This is a genomic window from Pseudomonas sp. Pse35 (genome assembly GCF_024519715.1).
In the GTDB taxonomy this organism is placed as follows: domain Bacteria; phylum Pseudomonadota; class Gammaproteobacteria; order Pseudomonadales; family Pseudomonadaceae; genus Aquipseudomonas; species Aquipseudomonas paracarnis.
Map to the genome: position 1 here is coordinate 14388 of NZ_JALJRP010000002.1, position 23268 is coordinate 37655.

The window sequence follows — 23268 nt, forward strand, 5'->3', positions numbered from 1 at the left end:
CTCGGCACCTCGCTTAGGCTCGGTGTGCCCGTAATTCGCCAGCGTGGTTTAACGGGGCGCCTAAGATCAAAAGCAGATCAAGAGCGACTCGCTTCGCATCGTGGTTACCTTGCTGCGACAACCTACAAAGTTGTGTAGATATCTAAGCTGCGATGGCGGTGCATCAGCGGATGATTCTTTGCTGACACACAGCCATCGCAGGCAAGCCCGCTCCCACATTTGTTTTGCATTGCCGCCCGGATACGTTCTGTAAAACCTCCCCGCCCCGCTCCATCCCACCTCGTCTACCCTTGAAAAAACCGCAGGAAGCGGCCCTCCCATTCAAGGAACGAGCATGTCCCTCGCCATCGTCCACAGCCGCGCCCAGGTCGGTGTAGAAGCCCCCGCCGTCACCGTCGAGGTGCACATGGCCAATGGCCTGCCGTCTCTCACTCTCGTGGGTTTGCCCGAAACTGCAGTGAAGGAAAGCAAGGATCGCGTGCGCAGTGCCATCCTCAACTCGGCGCTGCAATATCCGGCCCGCCGCATCACGCTCAATCTCGCGCCCGCCGACCTGCCCAAGGACGGCGGGCGTTTTGATCTGGCGATTGCCCTGGGCATCCTGGCAGCCAGTGTGCAAGTGCCGGCGTTGATGCTCGATGACGTGGAATGCCTTGGGGAATTGGCGCTGTCCGGCGAGGTGCGCGCGGTGAAGGGGGTGTTGCCGGCCGCGCTGGCGGCGCGCAAGGCCGGGCGCACCGTGATAGTGCCGCGCGCCAATGCCGAGGAGGCGTGCCTGGCGTCGGGGTTGAAGGTGATTGCGGTGGATCACCTGCTGCAAGTGGTGGCGCACCTGAATGGACATGTGCCGATTGAGCCCTACAGGTCCGACGGTTTGCTGTACTTGAACAAGCCTTACCCAGACCTGAGTGAAGTGCAGGGCCAACTCGCGGCCAAGCGAGCATTGCTGATCGCGGCGGCGGGCGCGCATAACCTGCTGTTCAGCGGGCCACCGGGTACCGGCAAGACCTTATTGGCCAGCCGGCTACCGGGCTTGCTGCCGCCATTGAGCGAGCAGGAAGCGCTGGAAGTGGCCGCAATCCAATCCGTGGTCAGCCTGGCCCCTCTGAGCCATTGGCCCAACCGCCCGTTCCGTCAGCCACACCACTCGGCATCCGGGCCGGCGCTGGTGGGTGGCGGCTCGAAGCCACAACCGGGGGAAATCACCCTGGCCCATCACGGGGTGTTGTTCCTGGATGAGCTGCCAGAGTTCGATCGCAAGGTGCTGGAGGTGCTGCGTGAGCCATTGGAATCGGGACATATCGTGATCTCCCGCGCCCGTGACCGCGTGAGCTTCCCGGCGCGCTTTCAACTGGTCGCGGCGATGAACCCCTGCCCTTGCGGCTACATGGGCGAGCCCAGCGGGCGTTGTCGGTGTACACCGGAGCAGATCCAGCGCTATCGCAACAAGCTCTCCGGGCCGTTGCTGGACCGGATTGATTTGCACCTGACAGTCGCGCGGGAGGTCACTGCGCTGAACCCCGCCCAACAAGCCGGTGATACCACCGCGCAAGCGTCCGCTCAGGTGGCGCAAGCCCGGGAACGCCAGCACCAGCGCCAGGGTTGCGCCAATGCATTCCTCGATCTGCCCCGGCTGCGCGAACACTGCCAGTTGGCCAAAGCCGATGAAAGCTGGCTGGAAAGCGCGTGTGAGCGGCTGACATTATCACTGCGCGCAGCCCATCGATTGCTCAAGGTGGCTCGCACCCTGGCGGACCTTGAGCAAGTGGAAGGCATCGCCCGCCATCATTTGGCGGAGGCGTTGCAGTACCGACCAGCCGCAAATGGCTAGCACTTGTCAGGCAAAATCCAGCAGCAGCCTCGCCACTTCCAGCACTTCTTGCAGCGCCGCTTCTGCGGACTCTGCGGAAGGCTTGAGCATCAGGTCATCGGCATAGCCCATCGCCAGGGCGAAGATCTGCCGTGCAGCGCGTTGAGCCGACTCGCAGCGAAAGACGCTATCGGCAACGCCCCGCTCGATCACCTCGGCAAGCATGCTTTGCCATTGGGCGTTGATTACCAGATAAGCCTGGGTCATTTGCGCGTCATGCATGGCCTCGTCCCAGGCGTCGAGCCACAGCGCCCAGCCGGCGTCAGCGGTGCTGGGCAGGCAGTCGCGCAAAAAACCCACGAGCGCCTCCAGGGGTGGCGCATCGGCCAACGGCTCGCGCACTTCATCCAGTTGCTCATTGGCAAAGCGTACGAAGGCTTCGCGGCGCAGTTCATTCCAGTCGCTGAAGTAGTGATAGACATGACTGCGCGACAAGCCGGCATGTTCGGCGAGGTCACGGGTGGATACATCGGCGAAACCCTTGCTGCGAAACAGCTCCAGGGCGGCGGCGATGATCTGGTCTTTACGGTCGGTACGCGACATGGGCAATTCCTTCGAGCACGAGCAGATAAGCGGCGCTTGCTTTTTGAGCGATCGCTCAAGGATACTTGAGCAGTCGCTCAATAATAGCGTCTATTACTCCTCTGGTGCACCCATGACATCCGTCACCCCACAAATTCTGATCGAAGAAAGCAAGAAAATCGGCCAGCAGTCTGCCAGCCAGACCCTCAAGGCTATTGCCAGAGCCTATCCCGGCAAGCTGTCTTGCACCTTGTCGCTGGTGGCGCTGGAGAACGCGCTGTTGTTGGCTTACCCACTGTTTGCCGGGTTCGCGGTGGATTCGATTATCCGTGGCGATACCACCAGTGCGTTGCTGTATGCCGCCGTGGTCATGGCGTTCTGGGCCGTTGGGGCGGCGAGACGGGCGCTGGACACCCGTACGTTCACGCGCATCTACGCGGACCTTGCGGTGCCGGTCATTCTCAGCCAGCGCCAACAGAACCACAGCACCTCGAAATCGGCGGCACGGGTAGTACTTGCTCGGGAGTTTGTCGACTTCTTTGAAAAGCACGTGCCTATCATCGCCACGGCGTTGGTGTCGATTGTGGGCGCGGCAGTGATGCTGATCGTGATTGAGCCATGGGTAGGCATGGCGTGCCTGGCGGCCCTGCTGCTGTGCATCACCTTGTTGCCGCGTTTTGCCCAGCGCAATCAGGCGCTGCACGAACGTCTGAACAACCGCCTGGAAAAAGAAATCGGCCTGGTCGAAAAGGTCGGCGCGCCGACCCTGCGACGCCACTACCAGGTGCTGTCACGCCTGCGCATCTGGCTGTCAGACCGCGAGGCTGCGGCGTTCCTGTTTATCGGCATGACCGCGGCCTTACTGTTCGTGGTTGCGATCAGCCAATTGGCCATGTCCCCAGCGGTGAAGGCCGGCCACATCTATGCCGTCATGACCTATCTGTGGACCTTCGTCACCAGCCTGGACGAAGCGCCAGGCATGGTCGACCAACTGGCGCGGCTCAAGGACATTGGCAAGCGCGTAGACCCAGGGCTTGGGGAGGCCTGAGCCTCAACGAAACCGATCCACCTCATGACGCAAGCCTGCCGCCAAGGTCTCCAGTTCCTTGGCGGTAACCGCCAGGTTGGACACCACTTCACGCTGCTCGCTGTTGGCCAGCGCAATGCTCTGCAGGTTGCTGCTGAGCAAGGTCGCGGTGCTGCTCTGTTCCTGGGTGGCGGTGGTGATCGCAGCAAATTGCTGGCCGGCCGAGCGGCTTTGCTCGTCAATACGCGCCAGGGCCGAGGCCACATCGGCGTTGCGCGACAGGCCTTCCTGCATCAGCGCATTGCCGTGCTCCATGGTGCTGATGGCGTTACCGGTTTCCTGCTGGATGCTCTGGATCATGCCGGAGATTTCATCGGTGGCCTGGCGGGTGCGCGAAGCCAGGTTGCGCACTTCGTCGGCGACCACGGCGAAGCCACGACCTTGCTCGCCGGCGCGCGCAGCCTCGATGGCGGCGTTGAGCGCCAGCAGGTTGGTCTGTTCTGCGATGGCGGTAATCACGCCGACGATCCCGCCGATTTCCTGGGAACGCTGGCCCAGGGTGTTGATCACGGCAGCGGTGCTGTTCAGCGCAGTGGCGATATGTTCCAGGGACGATGACGCCTCTTGCATCGAACTGCGGCCGATACGGGTTTGCTGGGCATTCTCTTGAGCCAGGCGCTCGGTGTTGCCCATGTTGTCGGCAATGTTCAGCGAGGTAGCACTGAACTCTTCCACCGCACCGGCCATGCTGGTGATCTCGCCGGACTGCTGCTCCATGCCTTCATAGGCACCGCCGGACAAGCCCGACAGCGCCTGGGCGCGGCTGTTGACCTGTTCGGCGGCGGTACGGATATGCGACACCATGGTCGACAGCGCCTCACCCATCTGGTTGAAACTACGCGCCAGCTGGCCGATTTCGTCATGGCTGGACACATTGAGCCGCGCACTCAAATCGCCCGCACCCAGGGCCTGGGCCTGGCGCACCAGCTCGCTCAATGGCGCCAGCTTGCTGCGCAACAGCCACACCGTGGCGCCCACTGCCAGTAACATCGCCAGCACACTGCCGATCACCAGGCGGATGCCGACTTCCCAGGTCACTGCGCGAATCTCAGCCTTGGGCATGCTCGCTACCACCGCCCAAGGGCCGCCTTCAAACGGCACCGAGACACTATAGAAATCTTCGTTTTTGTCGCTCCAGAAACGGCCAGCACCCGGCTTTTTCGCCAGGTCGAGCATCACGGCAATCGCCTGATCCGGCGCTTGTACGCCAGCCGGCGGCACCAGCCAGTGCTTTTGCTCATCCAGCAGCGCGAGGGAGCCGGTCTGGCCGATGCGGAAGCGCTTGAGGTTTTCAAACTGGGCGTTCTGGGCATCGGTGTAATCGAAACCGATGAACAGCACGGCGATGACCTGCCCACTGCTGTCACGTACGGGGCTGTATTGGGTCATGTAGGAGCGGTCGAACAACACGGCACGGCCGATGTAGGTCTGGCCGCTCACAACGCGCTGGTAGGCCGCGCCCTGACGGTCGAGCACGGTGCCAATGGCGCGATTGCCGTCCTGCTTGGTCAGGGAGGTGCTGACGCGGATAAAGTCGTCGCCGCTGCGCACGAACACCGTGGCCACGCCACCGGACATCTGCTTGAACTCATCCACCTCTTCGAAGTTATTGTTCAGCACCTCATTGCCCAGATAGAGGCTCGGCGTCTGCATGCCGGCCACGGCCACGGACTGGTCCGCACGCACACTCAAGCCGGCGCCGAAGCGCTTTTCAAACAGCCCGCTCAAACGCTGGGTGCTTTCACGCAAGGTGCTGTGGAAGGTGTTGAGTTGGTCGGCGAGCAAACGTGCCTCGCTGGCCAAGTGTTCCTCGCGGGTGGCGAGGTTGGCGGAGTCGAGGGTACGCAAGGCAAAGACCGTACTGCCGCTGATCACGACAGCCAGAATCACGGCGAGTGCAAGGCCTAACTGGGAGGCAATCCGGGCACGAGGTTGAGACATGACAGCTCCTGGCCGAGGCCAGGATCATCCTGATCTCATAGCGCTGCTCGGCAAATTATCTAGTGGGAAACGGTAGTGCACGAGGGTTCCAACACCTTTCTTCGGCGGCATTTGGCAATACTTGAGCGAATCACAGGGGTATCCCGCAAACGATTGCACAAAAGGTCCGGCCCTACTCAATCGAGGCGTTCAACCTGAGGCAATTCCATTGCCTTGACTTCACCTTGAAGAAATTCCGCCAACCGTCGCAAACGTTCGCCACCCGGACGGGTTTTCGGCCACACCAGGTAGTAGCTTTCCCCACTGGCGACGGCCGTAGGCCACGGCAGGCTCAAGCGTCCCTGCGCCACGTCTTCGGCCACCATCAGCAAATCACCCATGGAGACGCCATAGCCTCGGGCGGCGGCTATCATGCCCAGTTCAAGCGTGTCGAACACCTGCCCACCCTTGAGTGAAACGTGAGATGACAACCCCATGCGCTGCAGCCAGTAACGCCAGTCGCGGCGGTCAGGCGTCGGGTGCAGCAGTTCGGCGGTTGCCAGCCGCGTCACGTCCCAGGGACCGTCGTCCAACAGATTCGGCGCTCCCACCGGGATAAGCATTTCCGCAAACAGATAACTGGCCTCCCAGTCCGCCGGAAAGTGCCCGTTGCTGAGTAACACCGCGCAGTCGAATGGCTCTTGGTTGAAGTCCACTTCATCAATGCTCATCCACGCACTGGTGAGTTGCACCTCATTGCCTGGCTGCAACGCGCGGAAGCGACTCAACCGCGCCAGCAGCCAGCGCATGGTCAAGGTGGACGGCGCCTTCATACGCAGGATGTCATCTTCGGCATTCAAAGTATGGCAAGCACGCTCCAGGGCAGCGAAGCCTTCCCGTACGCCTGGCAGCAACAAACGCGCCGCTTCCGTGAGCTGCAACGTGCGCCCGCTGCGCTGGAACAATCGGCAGGCGAAATAATCTTCGAGCGTACGGATATGCCGGCTGATCGCACTCTGGGTAATCGACAATTCCTCAGCCGCACGGGTAAACGAGTGGTGACGGGAGGCGGCTTCAAATGCCCGCAAAGCATAAAGAGGAGGAAGACGACGAGACATGCTGAAAGCTCCGACTGCGCAATCTGGAGACCCTACCAGAATCGCTCATGCATGAGTTTTAATCATGCCAACGATCGCTTTTATCCTTTTGTGCAATGCGCTGAATGCGCCGAGAATCAACCCTTCCCTACCTTCCTGACCATTCGAGTGTGATGATCATGCAACATCCGGCACGTACCGAACTCTGGGCCATTCTGCGGCTATCAGGGCCGTTGATTGCCTCACAGTTGGCGCACATGCTGATGGTGCTGACCGACACCTTGATGATGGCGCGCTTGAGCCCCGAGGCACTGGCCGGCGGAGGCCTGGGCGCGGCGAGCTATTCGTTCGTGGCGATCTTCTGCATCGGCGTGATCGCAGCCGTGGGCACCCTGGTCGCCATTCGCCATGGCGCGGGCGATATCGACGGCGCCACTCGCCTGACCCAGGCCGGGCTGTGGCTGGCGTGGTTGATGGCCCTGGCGGCGGCGTTGCTGTTATGGAACTTGAAGCCGGTGCTGCTGATGTTCGGCCAGACCGAAACCAACGTGCATGCGGCCGGACAATTTCTGACGATCCTGCCCTTTGCCCTGCCCGGCTACCTGAGCTTCATGGCCCTGCGCGGCTTTACCAGCGCCATCGGCAAGGCCACCCCGGTGATGGTGATCAGCCTGTGCGGCACCGTGGTCAACTACCTGCTCAACCATGCGCTGATCGAAGGCATGTTCGGCCTGCCGAAACTGGGCCTGATGGGCATCGGCCTGGTGACCGCCATCGTCGCCAATGGCATGGCGCTGGCACTGATGTGGTACATCCGCAGCAACCGCACCTACGCCGCCTACCCGCTGGGCACAGGCCTGCTGCGCCTGAATACCCACTACCTGCGCGAGCTGTGGCGCCTGGGCCTGCCGATTGGCGGCACCTATGCGGTAGAGGTCGGGTTGTTTGCCTTTGCGGCGTTGTGCATGGGCACCATGGGCAGCACGCAGTTGGCGGCACACCAGATCGCCCTGCAGATTGTCTCGGTGGCCTTCATGGTGCCGGCGGGGATGTCCTACGCGGTGACCATGCGCATCGGCCAGCATTACGGCGCCGGGCAGTTGCTGCAGGCACGCCTGGCCGGACGAGTGGGCATAGGATTCGGCGCCATGGTGATGTTGGGGTTTGCGGCGGTACTGTGGCTGTTTTCCGACCCGCTGATCGGACTGTTCCTCGACCATGACGACCCGGCGTTCCATGACGTCATCGTCCTGGCGGTGAGCCTGCTGGCCGTCGCCGCCTGGTTTGAATTGTTCGATGGCGTGCAGACCATAGCCATGGGTTGTATCCGTGGCTTGAAGGACGCCAAGACCACCTTCCTGGTGGGCCTGGGTTGCTATTGGCTGATTGGCGCACCGTCAGCCTGGTTGATGGCGTTCACCCTGGGTTGGGGGCCAACAGGCGTCTGGTGGGGCCTGGCACTGGGCCTGGCGTGTGCGGCGGTGAGCCTGACCTGGGCATTTGAGGCGAAAATGAAGCGGATGATTCGGCAGGAGCCGGATGCTCCTGTTGGATTCCGAGCGGCCCTGCCTGACTAGCGAGTACACGCGGCACATGTGGGAGCTGGCTTGCCTGCGATAGCGGTGTGTCAGGCTAATCATTATTAGCTGAACGACCGCTATCGCAGGCAAGCCAGCTCCCACATTTGAACCACTTTGAAGGCTTAACCCAACAGCGCCTGCTGGCTTTGCCCGAACATCAGGTATTCCACCAGCTCGGGCAGCGGCAACGGCTTGCTGATCAGGTAACCCTGGACCTGGTCGCACCCAAACAAGCGCAAAAGCTCAAGCTGCTCAGGGGTTTCCACGCCTTCGGCGACCACTTCCAGGTTGAGGTTGTGGGCCAGGTTGATCATGGCGTGCACCAGCTTGCGGTTTTCTTCGCGCTCTTCCATGCCGCCGACAAAGCTCTTGTCGATCTTCAACAAGGCAATCGGCAGGCTGTTGAGGTGCACAAACGACGAAAAACCGGTGCCGAAATCATCCAGGGAAAACCGCACACCCAGCCGGCCAAGGGCGTCCATGGTCTGCTTGACCAGGTCGCTGCGGCGCATCACGGCGGTTTCGGTCAATTCGAACTCCAGCCATTGCGCTTCCACGCCGCGCTCGGCAATCAGGCGGCTGAGGGTAGACAGCAACTGACTGTCCTGGAACTGGCGAAACGACAGGTTGACCGCCATGTGCAGCGGCGGCAGGCCGCGTTCACGCAGGTCTTGCATGTCGCGCAGAGCTCGGGAGATCACCCAGTAGCCCAATGGCACGATCAGACCACTCTGTTCGGCCAGCGGCACGAATTCGCTAGGCGGCAACAAGCCGCGTTCACCGTGGCGCCAGCGCACCAGAGCTTCGAGGCCAACGATATGACCATCGTCCAGGTCCAGTCGCGGCTGGTAATGCAGCTCCAACTCATCGCGACGCAAAGCCCGGCGCAGTTCACTTTCCAGGTCGGCCAGGCTGCGCGCGTTGCGGTTGATGCGTTCATTGAAGATATGAAAGGTACAGCCTTGGGTGCTTTTGGCCTGCTGCATGGCGATATGGGCATGCCACATCAACGGGTCGGCGCCAGCGCGGGCTCGAGCATGGGCCATGCCCAGGCTGCAACCGATCAACAGGCTTTCGCCATCCACCCAATAGGGTTCGGCCATCACTTCGGTGATGCGCTCGGCCATCCATTCGGCGCGCTGGGGCGCCCGGCGGGTATCGATCAACAAGGCAAACTCATCGCTGCCCAGGCGCGCCAGTTGGTCCCCGGCTTCGAGCTGACTCTTGAGCCGCGACACCACTTGCAGGATCAAACGGTCGCCCGCCTGATGGCCGAGGGCATCGTTGGCATGACGAAAATTGTCCAGGTCCAGATGGCCGAGGGCCAGGCCACGGCCTTCGTTTTCTGCCAGCCGGGCGGCCAGCAAGGTCTGGAAGCCCTGACGGTTGGCAATACCGGTGAGCGGGTCTTGCTCGGCCAGGCGCTGCAAGGTGTTTTCCAGCACGCCGCGCTCGCGCACATGGCGCAGGCAGCGGCGCAATGTGTCGGCGTCCAATGCATCCAACACCAACCAATCGCTGACACCCAGCGGCGACACCAGTGGCTCCTGCTCCAGCAGCAATACACACGGCAGGCTGCACCGGCCGGGGCCGGGCTGCAGGCTGGGCGTGGTCAATAACACAGCACCCTGGTCGTCATCGAACAGGCGGCTTACCGAGTCCCAGTTGGGCGCACTGATCAGCACAGCCCCTTCGCCCATCGGCTCCAGGCACTCGCGCAACAACGCTGCCCACTCGGGCTCATCGGCCAGCAGCAGCAAACGCAAGGGTTCGACAGGCGTAGACACGCTAACTCCCTAGACTCTGCAAAATTTCATTAGCGGTGCCATTATGACGTGCGGCCTGACAATGACAAAGGATGACAAATGATAGGTGTTATCAAACACGCAGACTGTAAATATTAGTCTCGAATAATCCTTAACATCCTGCGGCAAAGTAGCAAAACCGGCAAATTTAGATCGAGTGGTACGTCACACCGTCGTTCTATGGCAGCAGAATCTTTCCAGCCTGTTAAAATGCCCGCCCTTTTGAACAACGACCCCTGAAATTCCGTATGTCCCGACTCAATCCCCGGCAGCAAGAAGCCGTGAACTACGTCGGCGGCCCTCTATTGGTGCTCGCCGGTGCAGGCTCCGGCAAGACCAGCGTGATCACGCGCAAGATCGCGCACTTGATCCAGAACTGCGGCATCCGCGCCCAGTACATCGTCGCCATGACCTTCACCAACAAGGCGGCGCGGGAAATGAAAGAGCGGGTCGGCACCCTGCTCAAGGGTGGCGAAGGCCGTGGCCTCACCGTGTGCACCTTCCACAACCTGGGCCTGAACATCATCCGCAAGGAGCATGTGCGACTGGGCTACAAGCCGGGCTTCTCGATCTTTGACGAGACCGACGTCAAGGCCCTGATGACCGACATCATGCAGAAGGAATACGCGGGCGACGACGGCGTCGACGAAATCAAGAACATGATCGGCTCGTGGAAAAACGACCTGATCCTGCCCGCCGAAGCCCTGGAAGCTGCACGCAACCCCAAGGAGCAGACCGCTGCCATCGTCTACACCCACTATCAGCGTACGCTCAAGGCGTTCAACGCTGTGGACTTCGACGACCTGATCCTGCTGCCAGTCAAGCTTTTCCAGGAGCACAAGGACATCCTGGAGAAGTGGCAGAACAAGGTGCGTTACCTGCTGGTGGACGAATACCAGGACACCAACGCCAGCCAATACCTGCTGGTGAAATTACTGATCGGCACGCGCAACCAGTTCACCGTGGTGGGCGACGACGACCAGTCGATCTACGCCTGGCGCGGCGCCCGCCCGGAAAACCTGATGCTGCTCAAGGAAGACTACCCCTCCTTGAAAGTGGTGATGCTGGAGCAGAACTACCGCTCCACCAGCCGCATCCTGCGTTGCGCCAACGTGCTGATCTCCAACAACCCCCACGAGTTCGAAAAACAACTGTGGAGCGAGATGGGCCATGGCGACGAGATCCGTGTGATCCGCTGCCGCAACGAAGACGCCGAAGCCGAGCGCGTCGCCGTGGAAATCCTCAGCCTGCACTTGCGCACCGACCGGCCCTACAGCGACTTTGCGATCCTGTATCGCGGCAACTACCAGGCCAAACTGATTGAGCTGAAGCTGCAGCATCACCAGGTGCCGTATCGCCTGTCGGGCGGCAACAGCTTTTTCGGACGCCAGGAAGTCAAAGACCTGATGGCCTACTTCCGGCTGATCGTGAACCCGGACGACGACAACGCCTTCCTGCGCGTGATCAACGTGCCGCGCCGGGAAATCGGCTCCACCACCCTGGAAAAGCTCGGCAACTACGCCACCGAACGCAAGATCTCGATGTACGCCGCCACCGACGAAATCGGCCTGGGCGAACACCTGGACACGCGCTTCACTGATCGCCTGTCACGCTTCAAGCGCTTCATGGACAAGGTCCGCGAGCAGTGCGCCGGCGAAGACCCGATCAGCGCCCTGCGCAGCATGGTCATGGACATCGACTATGAAAACTGGCTGCGCACCAACAGCTCCAGCGACAAGGCCGCCGATTACCGCATGGGCAACGTCTGGTTCCTGATCGAGGCGCTGAAGAACACCCTGGAAAAAGACGAAGACGGCGAGATGACCGTCGAGGACGCCATCGGCAAGCTGGTGTTGCGCGACATGCTCGAGCGCCAGCAAGAAGAGGAAGACGGTGCCGAAGGCGTGCAGATGATGACCTTGCATGCGTCCAAGGGCCTGGAATTTCCCTACGTGTTCATCATGGGCATGGAAGAGGAAATCCTCCCGCACCGCTCCAGCATCGAAGCCGACACCATCGAGGAAGAACGCCGCCTGGCCTACGTGGGCATTACCCGCGCACGTCAGACCCTGGCCTTCACCTTTGCAGCCAAGCGCAAGCAATACGGTGAAATCATCGATTGTGCCCCCAGCCGGTTCCTGGATGAACTGCCGCCGGACGACCTGGCCTGGGAAGGCAATGACGACACTCCCACCGAGGTGAAGGCCGTTCGCGGCAACACCGCCTTGGCGGATATACGCGCGATGTTAAAGCGCTAGAATCAACTACTTTTTAATCTACTTTCGGCGCACAACGCGCCATTAGAGGAAGCTTTCCGTGGAAGCACTGCACAAGAAAATTCGCGAAGAAGGCATCGTGCTTTCCGATCAGGTCCTCAAGGTTGACGCCTTTCTGAACCACCAGATCGACCCGGCACTGATGAAACTGATCGGCGACGAGTTCGCCGCACTGTTCAAGGATTCGGGCATCACCAAGATCGTCACCATCGAAGCGTCGGGCATTGCCCCGGCGATCATGACCGGGCTGAACCTGGGTGTGCCGGTGATCTTCGCCCGTAAGCAACAATCCTTGACGCTCACGGAAAACCTGCTGTCGGCCACGGTGTATTCCTTCACCAAGAAAACCGAAAGCACCGTGGCGATCTCCCCGCGCCACCTGACCAGCAGCGACCGCGTGCTGGTGATCGATGACTTTTTGGCCAACGGCAAGGCGTCCCAGGCGCTGATCTCGATCATCAAGCAGGCCGGCGCGACCGTAGCCGGCTTGGGCATTGTGATCGAGAAGTCGTTCCAGGGTGGGCGTGCAGAACTGGATGCACAGGGTTATCGGGTTGAGTCGCTGGCGCGGGTGAAGTCGCTGGCCGGTGGTGTCGTGACCTTTATCGAGTAATCACTGTGTGGGAGCTGGCTTGCCTGCTCCCACATTAGGTTTTGCGTTGCGCTGTCAGTGGGCGGTGGCCTGCAGTCCGGCCAGCAGCAAGCGTTGATACAGGTCTTCCTTGATGCCCTCCGGCTTATCCAAGCGCATCCGCTGCAAATGCTCGGGAAACGCCTCCGGCTCCGGCGCGTCGAGTGCCGCCTTGCCCAACTCCAGAATTTCCGTGAGTTTGAATTTGCTCTTGAGCCAGTTCAGCGCCCGCAACAAGTCCCGCTCCTCATCCGTGAAGTCACTGCCCAGGGGGTATTCGGGAAACAAGCGACGGTGCCTGGCCTGAATCGCCTGGAGCCGCTGCGGCGTGTTGTCGGCAAAACGCGGATCCAACTGGAAGTCCTTGGGCAGTTTGCCGGCCTTTTGCGCCTGCTCAATCAAGTCGTGCTGGAACCTTGAGTCAGTGATGTTCAGCAACGCTTCGATCACCTTGGCATCCGTCTGACCCCGCAAGTCGGCAATACCGTATTCGGTAATGACGATATCCCGCAGGTGCCGGGGAATGGTGCAGTGGCCGTACTCCCAGACGATATTGGAACTGACCTCACCCGCCGACTCACGCCAGCTGCGCAAAATCAGGATTGAGCGTGCACCTTCCAGCGCATGCCCCTGGGCCACGAAATTGTATTGCCCGCCCACACCACTGAGCACGCGACCGTCTTCCAACTGATCAGCCACGCCAGCACCGAGCAAGGTGACCATGATGGCGCTGTTGATAAACCGCGCATCCAGGCGCTGCAGGCGCTTGAGTTCTTCCTGCCCGTACAGCTCGTTGATATAGCTGATGCGGGTCATGTTGAATGCTTGGCGCTTGGCGTGGGTCATTTCCTGCAGACGCTGGTAAAAACTGCGCGGCCCCAGGAAGAAACCGCCATGGATCGACACGCCATCGGGCTGCGCCGCGTCGTCCAGGGTGCCCGCGTTGGCCTGCATCTGGGTCGCCACGTCCGGGTAGACCTTGCGCCGCACGATCCCGGCATCGGCCAATACCAGCAGGCCGTTGACGAACATCTCGCTGCAACCATAAAGGCCACGGGCAAACGGCTCGACGCCGCCTTCGCGGCTGATCAACGGCGCCCACTGGTACACATCCAAGTCGGTGAGCAACAGGCGATAGGCTTCGTTGTCGGCCTGGCGCGCCAGCAAGGCAGCCGTCAGTGCATCGCCCATGGAGCCGATGCCAATCTGCAACGTACCGCCATCACGCACCAGGGTGCTGGCATGCAGGCCGATAAAATGATCCTGAAAGCCCACCGGCATGTTCGGAGTGGAGAACAGCGTGGTGCTGTCTTTTTCATCCAGCAGGTAGTCGAACTCATCCATGCCCAACTCGGCATCGCCAGGCATGTAGGGCAAATCGCTATGGACCTGGCCGACGACCAGGATGGTCTCCCCAGCCGCGCGGCGCTTGGCGATCATGGGCATCAGGTCGAGGGTGATATCCGGGTTGCAGCTCAGGCTCAGGCGGTCGGGATGCTCGCTGCTACTGGCAACCAATTGCGCCACCAGGTTCAGGCCGGCGGCGTTGATGTCGCGGGCCGCATGGCTGTAGTTGCTGCTGACGTAATCCTGTTGCGCCGCGGCGCTGTGGAGCAAGCTGCCGGGCTGCATGAAGAATTGCTGCACACGGATATTCTTCGGCAGGCTGCCCTTGTGCAGGTCCGCGAGGAAATCCAGCTCGGGGTAGTCGCCAAACACTCGTTCGATGAAAGGTTCGATAAAGCGCTTTTGAAGACCGTCACCCTGCGTAGGACGGCCCAGGCTCAAGGCCGTATAGAGCGTCAGCGCCCGTTCGGGCAATTTTGCGATGCGCCGGTACAGCGCGTTGACGAACAGGTTGGGCTTGCCCAGCCCCAGCGGCATACCCATGTGGATATGCGCCGGCAGGCGCTCCAGTACGTCGTCAACTGCTTGCTCGATTGAACACAACTGCACCATCCGACTGCTCCCGAACATTCCATGAATTAGGGGTTGGACCGAGCTTGCCGGGTCTTTGCTGCAATGAACAGCCTGAATACCAAATCGCGGGCACAAAAAAGCCGCTGGTAAGCGGCATTTTTGACGAAGATCGGCCGATTACAGCCCGGACATCTTCTTGATCGCACCCTTGAGGTCGTCATCCGAACAATCAGCGCAGGTGCCTTTGGGCGGCATGGCGTTGATACCGGTGATGGCCTTGGCCAGGATGCCATCGAGGCCACCTTGATGGTCGGCGCGTTCTTTCCATGCGGCGGTGTCGCCAATTTTTGGCGCACCCAAAAGGCCGCTGCCGTGGCACGCATTACAGTGCTTGGCGATGATCTCATCGGGGGTTTTCGCGCCGCCGCCGCCGGCTGCCACGGCAACTTCCATGCCCTTGCATTCCTGGCCCTGGACGCAAACCTGGCCCACAGGCTCCAGGCGCTTGGCAATGTCATCATTGGTCGCAGCTTGAGCGCTGACAGCCCATAGGGCCAGTACGGTTGCTGGTGCAGCCAGCATTTTCATAATTAGGTTCACGCGTTCACCCTCAATGGTGGCTATTCACGCCTGCGGCCACGGTTTCGCAGGCGGCGAAAGTATAACGGTTAGCCCGCCTGGCCGAAACAACCCTATTAAATAAAGGGAGATTCGGCCTCACGGTGTACAGCTGCGGGAACCTCTGCAACGCTGGCAGGGCGCCTCTATTCTTAAAAGTTCGCGGGTGTGGCTGCGCTGATTAGTCGCGCCGGCACGTCGAACGGATTGCGAAAACGATGAGGCCTGGTGCTTTCAAAGTAGTAGCTATCGCCCGCTTCGAGCACAAAAGTTTCAAGACCGACCACCAATTCCAGGCGCCCTTCCACCAGAATTCCGGTTTCTTCGCCTTCATGGGTGAGCATTTCTTCGCCCGTGTCGGCACCCGGAGGGTAGATTTCATTGAGAAATGCGATAGCCCGGCTTGGGCGCGCCCGGCCCACCAGTTTCATGGTGACGGCACCGTCAGAGATGTCGATCAGCTCATTGGCTTTATAGACGATCTGCGTCGGTATTTCCTGGAGCACTTCTTCGGAGAAGAACTCGACCATGGACATGGGGATACCGCCCAACACCTTGCGCAGGGAGCTGATCGAGGGGCTGACGCTGTTTTTCTCGATCATCGAAATGGTGCTGTTGGTGACGCCCGCACGCTTGGCGAGCTCACGCTGGGAAAGACCTTTGAGTTTACGGATGGATTGCAGTCGTTCGCCGACGTCCAATGCAGGAGCCTCCTAGGATTCAGGCTTTGTTGTAATTGAGCGTTATCATGGCGACAGCGTTCAGTATTTACAACACTTGGGCCTAAATCCCGGTGTGCTCGGTTCGTTGCCGGCGGCTAAGCGCCGCTATAGAGCCTTGGCACTCGGCGCAGATTGCAGAAAATCTGATAGGGGATGGTCTCGGCGGCCACGGCAACATCACTGGCGAGGATGTGCTTGCCCCACAACTCTACGGTGGAACCAAGGCCCGCCTGGGGCAAGTCGGTGAGGTCGACACACAGCATGTCCATGGACACGCGCCCCAGCAGCCGGCTGCGCTGGCCAGCGACCAGCACCGGGGTACCGGTCGGCGCATGACGTGGGTAACCGTCGGCATAACCCATGGCAACCACACCGATGCGCATCGGCTTGGGCGTGACGAACCTGGCGCCGTAGCCCACCGGCTCACCGGCCGGCAACTCGCGCACGCAGATGACTTTGGACTCCAGGGTCATCACAGGCTGCAAGCGCGCGGCGAGGGCCTGGTCTTCGCCAAAGGGCGTTGCGCCGTAAAGCATGATACCGGGGCGCACCCAGTCGCTGGACACGCTTGGCCAGCCCAATACAGACGGTGAGTTGCGCAGGCTGACCTCAGCCGCCAGCCCCTGGCGCGCCGCCTCAAACACCGTTACTTGTTCGTTGCTGCTGACGCAATCGAGCTCATCGGCGCGGGCAAAATGGCTCATCAGCACGATTTTCGCCACTTTGCCACTCGCCAGCAGGCGCTGATACGCCTCCTGGTAATCCTTGGGGTGCAGGCCCACACGGTGCATGCCCGAGTCCAGCTTCAGCCACACTGTCAGCGGCTTGCTCAAACGAGCTTGCTCGATGGCGTCCAACTGCCACAGCGAATGCACCACGCACCACAAATCCTGCTCGATGATCAGCGGCAACTCGTCGGCTTCGAAAAAACCTTCCAGCAGCAACACCGGCGCACGAATGCCGGCGGCGCGCAGCTCCAGCGCTTCCTCGATGCACGCCACCGCGAAGCCGTCGGCTTGCGCCTCCAGTGCCTGGGCCACAGGCACCGCGCCATGGCCGTAGGCATCGGCCTTGATCACGGCGAGGGCCTTGGCCCCGGTGACTTCTCGGGCCAATTGGTAGTTATGGCGCAGGGCTTGGAGATCGATCAGGGCACGGGCTGGACGCATGGCGGCAGGCTTCTAGGCAGCAAAGTCAAAAAAAACCGGTGCCGACCAACAACGCCGGCACCGGGAGAGGGATCGTTGTTAAGGCAGCGCAGCCACGACAGACAGCTCTACCAGAATCTCGGGTTCGCACAGCTTGGCTTGCACAGTGGCGCGGGCCGGGGCGACGCCTTTGGGCAGCCATTTGTCCCATACCGCGTTCATCAAAGCGAAGTCGGCGTCGATGTCCTTCAGGTAGATCGTTACCGACAGCAACCTGGATTTGTCGGTACCGGCAAGGTCCAGCAAGCGCTCGATATTGACCAGGGTTTGACGGGTCTGCTGCTCAATCCCGGCGCTCATGTCGTCGCCAACTTGCCCTGCCAGGTACACGGTACCGCTGTGGACAACGATCTGGCTCATGCGCTCATTGGTGAGCTGGCGCTGGATTGACATGTTGTGCGGACTCCTGGTGGTTGCCATAACGGGAAATATCGAGGCCTGCGGCACTGATCTGCGGCGTTTTCTTCGCCATCAGGTCGGCCAGCAAGCGACCCGAACCACAGGCCATGGTCCAACCGAGGGTACCGTGGCCTGTATTCAGGAACAGGTTCTTGAACGGCGTGGCACCCACAATCGGTGTACCGTCCGGGGTGGTCGGGCGCAGGCCGGTCCAGAAACTGGCCTGGGCCAGATCGCCGCCCTGAGGATAAAGGTCGTTGACGATCATCTCCAGGGTTTCACGTCGCCGCGGGTTCAGCGACAGGTCAAAACCGGCTATTTCAGCCATGCCACCGACGCGAATACGGTTGTCGAAACGGGTGATCGCGACTTTGTAGGTTTCATCGAGAATGGTCGAGGTCGGCGCCATTGCCGGGTTAGTGATCGGCACAGTCAGCGAATAACCCTTGAGCGGGTACACCGGCGCCTTGATCCCCAATGGCTTGAGCAACTTGGGCGAGTAACTGCCGAGAGCCAGTACATAGCGGTCGGCAGTTTCCAGCTTGCCGTCGATCAGCACACCGTTGATGCGGTCGCCTGCGTAGTCCAGGCGCTGGATGTCTTGTTCGAAGCGGAATTCCACGCCCAATTGTTTGCACATTTCGACCAGGCGCGTGGTGAACATCTGGCAATCGCCCGTCTGGTCGTTGGGCAGGCGCAAGGCACCCGCGAGGATATCGGTGACGCTGGCCAGGGCCGGTTCAACCCGGGCAATGCCGGCTCGGTCGAGCAATTCGAATGGCACGCCGGACTCTTTCAGCACGGCGATGTCCTTGGCGGCGCCATCGAGCTGGGCCTGGGTGCGGAACAGTTGGGTAGTCCCGAGGCTGCGCCCTTCGTAGGCAATGCCGGTCTCGGCGCGCAATTCGTCAAGGCAGTCGCGGCTGTACTCGGACAGGCGCACCATGCGTTCCTTGTTCACCGCGTAGCGGCTAGCCGTGCAGTTGCGCAGCATCTGCGCCATCCACAGGTATTGGTCGATATCGGCGGTGGCCTTGATCGCCAGCGGCGCGTGGCGCTGAAGCAGCCATTTGATGGCCTTGAGCGGCACACCCGGCGCGGCCCATGGCGAGGCGTAGCCAGGGGACACCTGACCGGCGTTAGCGAAACTGGTTTCCATGGCAGCGGCAGGCTGACGATCAACCACCACAACGTCGAAGCCGGCCCGCGCCAAATAGTAGGCACTGGTCACCCCAATGACGCCGCTACCCAAGACCAGAACGCGCATTTTTATATCCTCATCGCGGGCTCAGCCGCTGACGTGTGTTATTCGAGCAATGATGGGCGCAGTGTAAAAAACAATCGGCAGTGCATTTCACTATATAAATGCCTATATTTGGCGACAATTCTTGGCAAAAACCCTTTTGACAGAGGCGTATCCCCTATGCGTACCAACACCCAGACCAAGCGGGAGCTGGACAAGATCGACCGCAATATCCTGCGCATCCTGCAAACCGACGGGCGCATCTCGTTCACGGAGCTGGGGGAAAAGGTCGGGCTGTCCACCACGCCCTGCACCGAGCGCGTGCGGCGCCTGGAGCGCGAAGGGATCATCATGGGCTACAACGCACGGCTCAATCCCCAGCATTTGAAGGGAAGTTTGCTGGTATTTGTCGAGATCAGCCTGGATTACAAGTCGGGTGACACCTTTGAAGAATTTCGCCGAGCCGTGCTGAAACTGCCTCACGTGCTGGAATGCCATCTGGTGTCGGGTGATTTCGACTACCTGGTGAAAGCGCGAATCTCGGAGATGGCGTCGTACCGCAAATTGCTGGGCGATATCCTGCTCAAACTCCCCCATGTGCGGGAATCCAAAAGCTATATCGTGATGGAAGAGGTGAAAGAGAGCCTGAACCTGCCGATCCCTGACTGACCCACTGACACAACACGGTCAAATGTGGGAGCTGGCAAGCCAGCTCCCACAGTTTTAACCGAGTACATCCGCTAGACCAACACCTGCCGGGTACTCGCCATGTACTCATGAATCTGCTTCTCCACCCGCGGATGAATCAGCTCCACCGGCCGCCTGCCATTGGGGCACGGCAAGGTCTTGGTGGTGCCGAACAGGCGACAGATCAGCGGCCGCTCGTCATACACCGTGCAACCCTTAGGCCCCAGGTGTACGCAGTTCAGCTCGTCCATCGCCGCCTCTTGCTCGGCAGCGGTCTTGCGCGGCAGACGCGACATTTCCTCGGGCGAGGTGGTCACCGGCCCACAGCAGTCGTGGCAACCGGGGACGCACTCGAACGAAGGAATCTGGCGACGCAGCGCGCTGATTTTCTGACTGTTGCAACTCATCGAAACCCATACCGAACGTCGAATAGACGTGGATTCTGACGCAAAAAGCCCCGCGCAGACAGCGTCGTGCGACCCCTGTATCCTGCGTCAAATTTTCCAGACAGGGAGGTTCCCCATGACCGCCAGCGCCCGGCACACCGCTTCCTACTACGCCGCCAGCAGCGTCCCGCAACCGGATTACCCGACGCTGACGGGTGAGGTGAACGCCGATGTCTGTGTGATCGGCGGGGGGTTCTCCGGGCTCAACACCGCCCTGGAGTTGGCCGAGCGCGGCTTTCGCGTGGTGTTGCTGGAGGCGCGCAAAATCGGTTGGGGCGCCAGCGGGCGCAATGGCGGCCAGTTGATTCGCGGTGTCGGCCACGGGCTGGATCAGTTCACCCAGGTGATCGGCAGCGACGGCGTGCGCCAGATGAAGCTGATGGGCCTGGAAGCCGTGGAGATCGTGCGCGAGCGTGTGGAGCGCTTCCAGATCCCCTGTGACCTGACCTGGGGCTACTGCGACCTGGCCAACAAACCCCGCGACCTGCAGGGCCTGGCCCAGGATGCCGAAGAGCTGCGCAGCCTCGGTTACCGCTACGAAGTGCGCCTGTTGCAAGCCAGCGAGATGGGCACGGTAATCGGCTCTGATCGCTATGTAGGCGGCATGATCGACATGGGTTCCGGCCATCTGCACCCGCTGAATCTGGCACTGGGTGAGGCTGCCGTTGCCCAGCAGTTGGGCGTGGCGCTGTACGAGCAATCCCAAGTGACCCGTATCGACTATGGCCCTGAGGTCAAGGTGCATACCGCCCAAGGCACTGTGCGCGCCAAGACCCTGGTACTGGCCTGCAACGCCTACCTGAACGGGCTCAACCCGCAACTGAGCGGCAAGGTGTTGCCTGCCGGCAGCTACATCATTGCCACCGAGCCCTTGAGCGAGGCGCAAGCCACCCGCCTGTTACCGCAGAACATGGCCGTGTGTGACCAGCGCGTGACGGTGGATTACTTCCGCCTGTCCGCCGACCGTCGCCTGTTGTTCGGCGGCGCCTGCCACTACTCCGGTCGAGACCCCAAGGACATCGGCGCCTACATGCGACCGAAGATGCTGCAGGTATTCCCCCAATTGGCAGATGTGAAAATCGACTACCAATGGGGCGGCATGATCGGCATCGGCGCCAACCGCCTGCCGCAGATTGGCCGCCTGGCCGATCAACCCAACGTGTATTACGCCCAGGCCTATGCCGGCCATGGCCTCAACGCCACGCACCTGGCGGGCAAGCTGCTGGCCGAGGCCATCAGCGGCCAGCAAGAGGGGCGTTTCGATCTGTTCGCCCAGGTGCCACACATCACCTTCCCCGGCGGCAAACACCTGCGTTCGCCGTTGCTGGCCCTGGGGATGCTCTGGCACCGCCTCAAAGAACTGCTCTGATCAATCGCGCCAGAAGGGTTTCAAACCCTCACGGCGCGCCTGATCGGCGGTCAGCCCGATGTCGCGTAACTGCTCGCGGCTCAGATCCAGCAGGGCCTTGCGCGTATGGCGACGGCGCCAGAACAGATTCCAGCGGCCAGAAGCCGAGGCAGTGATCACCTGTTCCTGCGCTGCTTCCAGTTCCTGACTGCGTAACGCCAGCCGTACATCGCTCATGCCGCTCATTTGACTGCCCCTCATTGGCCTGTTGCCTTAAGTGATCAGCATGCGCGGGCGGCCAGAACCATTACAGATTCAGCCAACTTTTATTAAATACATACAGATGCTGCCTTTGAGTGGTTGAATCCTGTATTTTCCCCCTATCTGTACTGGTCCCTCGGGAGCGACCACCCATGACCCTTTACGTCAACCTCGCCGAATTGCTCGGCACCCGTATTGAACAGGGCTTCTATCGTCCGGGCGATCGACTGCCCTCGGTGCGGGCCTTGAGTGTGGAACATGGGGTAAGCCTGAGCACCGTGCAGCAGGCGTATCGGTTGCTCGAAGACAACGGCCTGGCGATGCCCAAGCCCAAGTCGGGCTATTTTGTTCCGGTGGGCCGTGAACTACCGGCACTGCCCGAGATAGGCCGCCCGGCCCAACGACCAGTGGAAATCTCCCAATGGGACCTGGTGCTGGAACTGATTCGTGCGGTGCCGCGCAAAGACGTCATACAGATGGGCCGAGGCATGCCGGATGTATTGTCGCCTACCTTGAAGCCGTTGCTGCGTAGCCTCGCCCGTGTCAGCCGGCGCCAAGACCTGCCGGGGCTGTATTACGACAATATCCTTGGCTGTATGGAACTGCGTGAGCAAATCGCCCGGCTGTCATTGGACTCCGGCTGCCAACTGAGCGCCGAAGACATCGTGATCACCACCGGTTGCCACGAAGCCCTCTCCGCCAGCATTCACGCGATTTGTGAGCCCGGCGATATCGTCGCGGTGGATTCGCCCAGCTTCCACGGCGCCATGCAGACCCTCAAGGGCCTGGGCATGAAAGCCCTGGAAATCCCTACCGACCCGCTCACCGGCATCAGCCTGGAGGCCTTGGAACTGGCGCTGGAACAGTGGCCGATCAAAGTCATCCAGCTCACCCCAAACTGCAACAACCCCTTGGGCTACATCATGCCGGAAGCCCGTAAACGCGCCTTGCTGACCCTGGCCCAGCGCTTTGACGTGGCGATTATCGAAGACGATGTGTATGGCGAGTTGGCCTACAGCTACCCACGCCCGCGCACCATCAAATCCTTCGATGAAGACGGCCGTGTGCTGCTGTGCAGCTCGTTCTCCAAAACCCTGGCGCCCGGCCTGCGCATTGGTTGGGTCGCACCGGGACGCTATCTGGAGCGGGTGCTGCACATGAAATACATCAGCACCGGCTCTACGGCCACACAGCCGCAGATTGCCATTGCCGAATTCCTCAAAGGCGGTCATTTCGAGCCTCATTTACGTAGGATGCGTACCCAATACCAGCGTAATCGCGACTTGATGCTCGATTGGGTCAGCCGTTATTTCCCCGCTGGCACGCGCGCCAGCCGGCCCCAGGGCAGCTTCATGCTATGGATTGAGCTGCCGGAGGGCTTCGACACCTTGAAGCTCAACCGCGTGCTGGTGGAACAAGGTGTACAGGTGGCTGTAGGCAGTATCTTCTCCGCCTCCGGCAAGTACCGTAACTGCTTGCGCATGAACTACGCTGCCAAGCCAACGCCGCAGATTGAAGAGGCCGTGCGCAAGGTAGGTGCCGCTGCACGCAAGATGCTGGAAGAGACGGCGGACTGACCTTTCCCGAGCAAATGCCGTCATATGCCACAACCGCCCTGACCTGGAAGC

At 60.8% G+C, this 23268-nt stretch carries 20 protein-coding genes; 8 read left to right on the forward strand and 12 right to left on the reverse strand.

Annotation, left to right across the window (positions count from 1 at the left end):
- The first annotated feature begins 334 nt into the window (after positions 1-334).
- On the forward strand, positions 335-1831 hold the full coding sequence (locus OC445_RS00800; protein ID WP_034129058.1) for a YifB family Mg chelatase-like AAA ATPase: 1497 nt from the start codon (positions 335-337) through the stop codon (positions 1829-1831).
- Between the two features lie 6 nt (positions 1832-1837).
- Here the strand turns inward: OC445_RS00800 and OC445_RS00805 are convergent, their stop codons facing one another.
- Positions 1838-2413, reverse strand: a complete 576-nt coding sequence (locus OC445_RS00805) for a TetR/AcrR family transcriptional regulator (protein WP_034129059.1) — start codon at positions 2411-2413, stop codon at positions 1838-1840.
- A 112-nt stretch (positions 2414-2525) separates the two neighbouring features.
- On the opposite strand from OC445_RS00805, the gene OC445_RS00810 reads away from it, so the two are divergent.
- Positions 2526-3440: an ABC transporter six-transmembrane domain-containing protein gene (locus OC445_RS00810; protein ID WP_198790715.1), complete on the forward strand. Its 915-nt coding sequence runs from the start codon at positions 2526-2528 to the stop codon at positions 3438-3440.
- Between the two features lie 3 nt (positions 3441-3443).
- On the opposite strand, the gene OC445_RS00815 is transcribed toward OC445_RS00810, so the two are convergent.
- The gene (locus tag OC445_RS00815; protein WP_198790714.1) at positions 3444-5420 is read right to left on the reverse strand and encodes a methyl-accepting chemotaxis protein; all 1977 of its coding nucleotides are present in this window, start codon (positions 5418-5420) and stop codon (positions 3444-3446) included.
- Positions 5421-5596: 176 nt separating this feature from the next.
- Positions 5597-6517, reverse strand: coding sequence for a LysR substrate-binding domain-containing protein (locus OC445_RS00820; protein ID WP_014720465.1), 921 nt, complete (start codon positions 6515-6517; stop codon positions 5597-5599).
- A 152-nt stretch (positions 6518-6669) separates the two neighbouring features.
- Here OC445_RS00820 and OC445_RS00825 point away from each other — a divergent pair, with 152 nt between their 5' ends.
- On the forward strand, positions 6670-8073 hold the full coding sequence (locus tag OC445_RS00825; protein WP_054917116.1) for a NorM family multidrug efflux MATE transporter: 1404 nt from the start codon (positions 6670-6672) through the stop codon (positions 8071-8073).
- A 125-nt stretch (positions 8074-8198) separates the two neighbouring features.
- Here OC445_RS00825 and OC445_RS00830 read toward each other — a convergent pair whose 3' ends face one another.
- Complete coding sequence (locus OC445_RS00830; protein ID WP_054917119.1) at positions 8199-9863, reverse strand: putative bifunctional diguanylate cyclase/phosphodiesterase; 1665 nt, start codon at positions 9861-9863, stop codon at positions 8199-8201.
- 266 nt (positions 9864-10129) lie between these two features.
- Between OC445_RS00830 and rep the strand changes: the two genes are divergently transcribed.
- The gene (gene rep, locus OC445_RS00835) at positions 10130-12139 is read left to right on the forward strand and encodes a DNA helicase Rep (protein ID WP_005792464.1); all 2010 of its coding nucleotides are present in this window, start codon (positions 10130-10132) and stop codon (positions 12137-12139) included.
- A gap of 58 nt (positions 12140-12197) precedes the next feature.
- Positions 12198-12770: a xanthine phosphoribosyltransferase gene (locus tag OC445_RS00840; RefSeq protein ID WP_003195447.1), complete on the forward strand. Its 573-nt coding sequence runs from the start codon at positions 12198-12200 to the stop codon at positions 12768-12770.
- Positions 12771-12824: 54 nt separating this feature from the next.
- Here OC445_RS00840 and OC445_RS00845 read toward each other — a convergent pair whose 3' ends face one another.
- From OC445_RS00845 to dadA, 6 genes are all read right to left on the reverse strand, one after another.
- A complete protein-coding gene (locus OC445_RS00845) occupies positions 12825-14747 on the reverse strand; it encodes an acetyl-CoA hydrolase/transferase C-terminal domain-containing protein (RefSeq protein WP_057975302.1) in 1923 nt (640 codons plus the stop codon).
- Positions 14748-14885: 138 nt separating this feature from the next.
- Positions 14886-15296, reverse strand: a complete 411-nt coding sequence (locus OC445_RS00850) for a c-type cytochrome (protein ID WP_034129081.1) — start codon at positions 15294-15296, stop codon at positions 14886-14888.
- A 182-nt stretch (positions 15297-15478) separates the two neighbouring features.
- Entirely contained in the window at positions 15479-16027 is a 549-nt protein-coding gene (locus OC445_RS00855) for a cupin domain-containing protein (protein ID WP_014720470.1), read from the reverse strand.
- A gap of 116 nt (positions 16028-16143) precedes the next feature.
- Positions 16144-17217, reverse strand: a complete 1074-nt coding sequence (gene alr, locus OC445_RS00860) for an alanine racemase (protein ID WP_034129082.1) — start codon at positions 17215-17217, stop codon at positions 16144-16146.
- 78 nt (positions 17218-17295) lie between these two features.
- Entirely contained in the window at positions 17296-17649 is a 354-nt protein-coding gene (locus OC445_RS00865; protein WP_198790713.1) for a RidA family protein, read from the reverse strand.
- Positions 17621-18922 (reverse strand): D-amino acid dehydrogenase, encoded by a 1302-nt coding sequence (gene dadA / locus OC445_RS00870; protein WP_054896021.1) that lies wholly within the window; start codon positions 18920-18922, stop codon positions 17621-17623. Before dadA ends, OC445_RS00865 begins: the two co-directional genes overlap by 29 nt.
- A gap of 156 nt (positions 18923-19078) precedes the next feature.
- Here dadA and OC445_RS00875 point away from each other — a divergent pair, with 156 nt between their 5' ends.
- Complete coding sequence (locus OC445_RS00875) at positions 19079-19567, forward strand: Lrp/AsnC ligand binding domain-containing protein (RefSeq protein ID WP_003176896.1); 489 nt, start codon at positions 19079-19081, stop codon at positions 19565-19567.
- 71 nt (positions 19568-19638) lie between these two features.
- Here OC445_RS00875 and OC445_RS00880 read toward each other — a convergent pair whose 3' ends face one another.
- Entirely contained in the window at positions 19639-19992 is a 354-nt protein-coding gene (locus OC445_RS00880) for a YkgJ family cysteine cluster protein (RefSeq protein ID WP_003195461.1), read from the reverse strand.
- A gap of 115 nt (positions 19993-20107) precedes the next feature.
- Between OC445_RS00880 and OC445_RS00885 the strand changes: the two genes are divergently transcribed.
- Entirely contained in the window at positions 20108-21400 is a 1293-nt protein-coding gene (locus tag OC445_RS00885) for an NAD(P)/FAD-dependent oxidoreductase (RefSeq protein WP_262019911.1), read from the forward strand.
- Here the strand turns inward: OC445_RS00885 and OC445_RS00890 are convergent, their stop codons facing one another.
- Positions 21401-21625 carry a DUF1127 domain-containing protein gene (locus tag OC445_RS00890; RefSeq protein WP_054919717.1) on the reverse strand — a complete coding sequence of 75 codons (225 nt, stop codon included), beginning with the start codon at positions 21623-21625 and terminating at the stop codon, positions 21401-21403.
- Positions 21626-21792: 167 nt separating this feature from the next.
- Between OC445_RS00890 and OC445_RS00895 the strand changes: the two genes are divergently transcribed.
- Positions 21793-23217, forward strand: coding sequence for a PLP-dependent aminotransferase family protein (locus OC445_RS00895; protein WP_197900437.1), 1425 nt, complete (start codon positions 21793-21795; stop codon positions 23215-23217).
- The last annotated feature ends 51 nt before the right edge of the window (positions 23218-23268 follow it).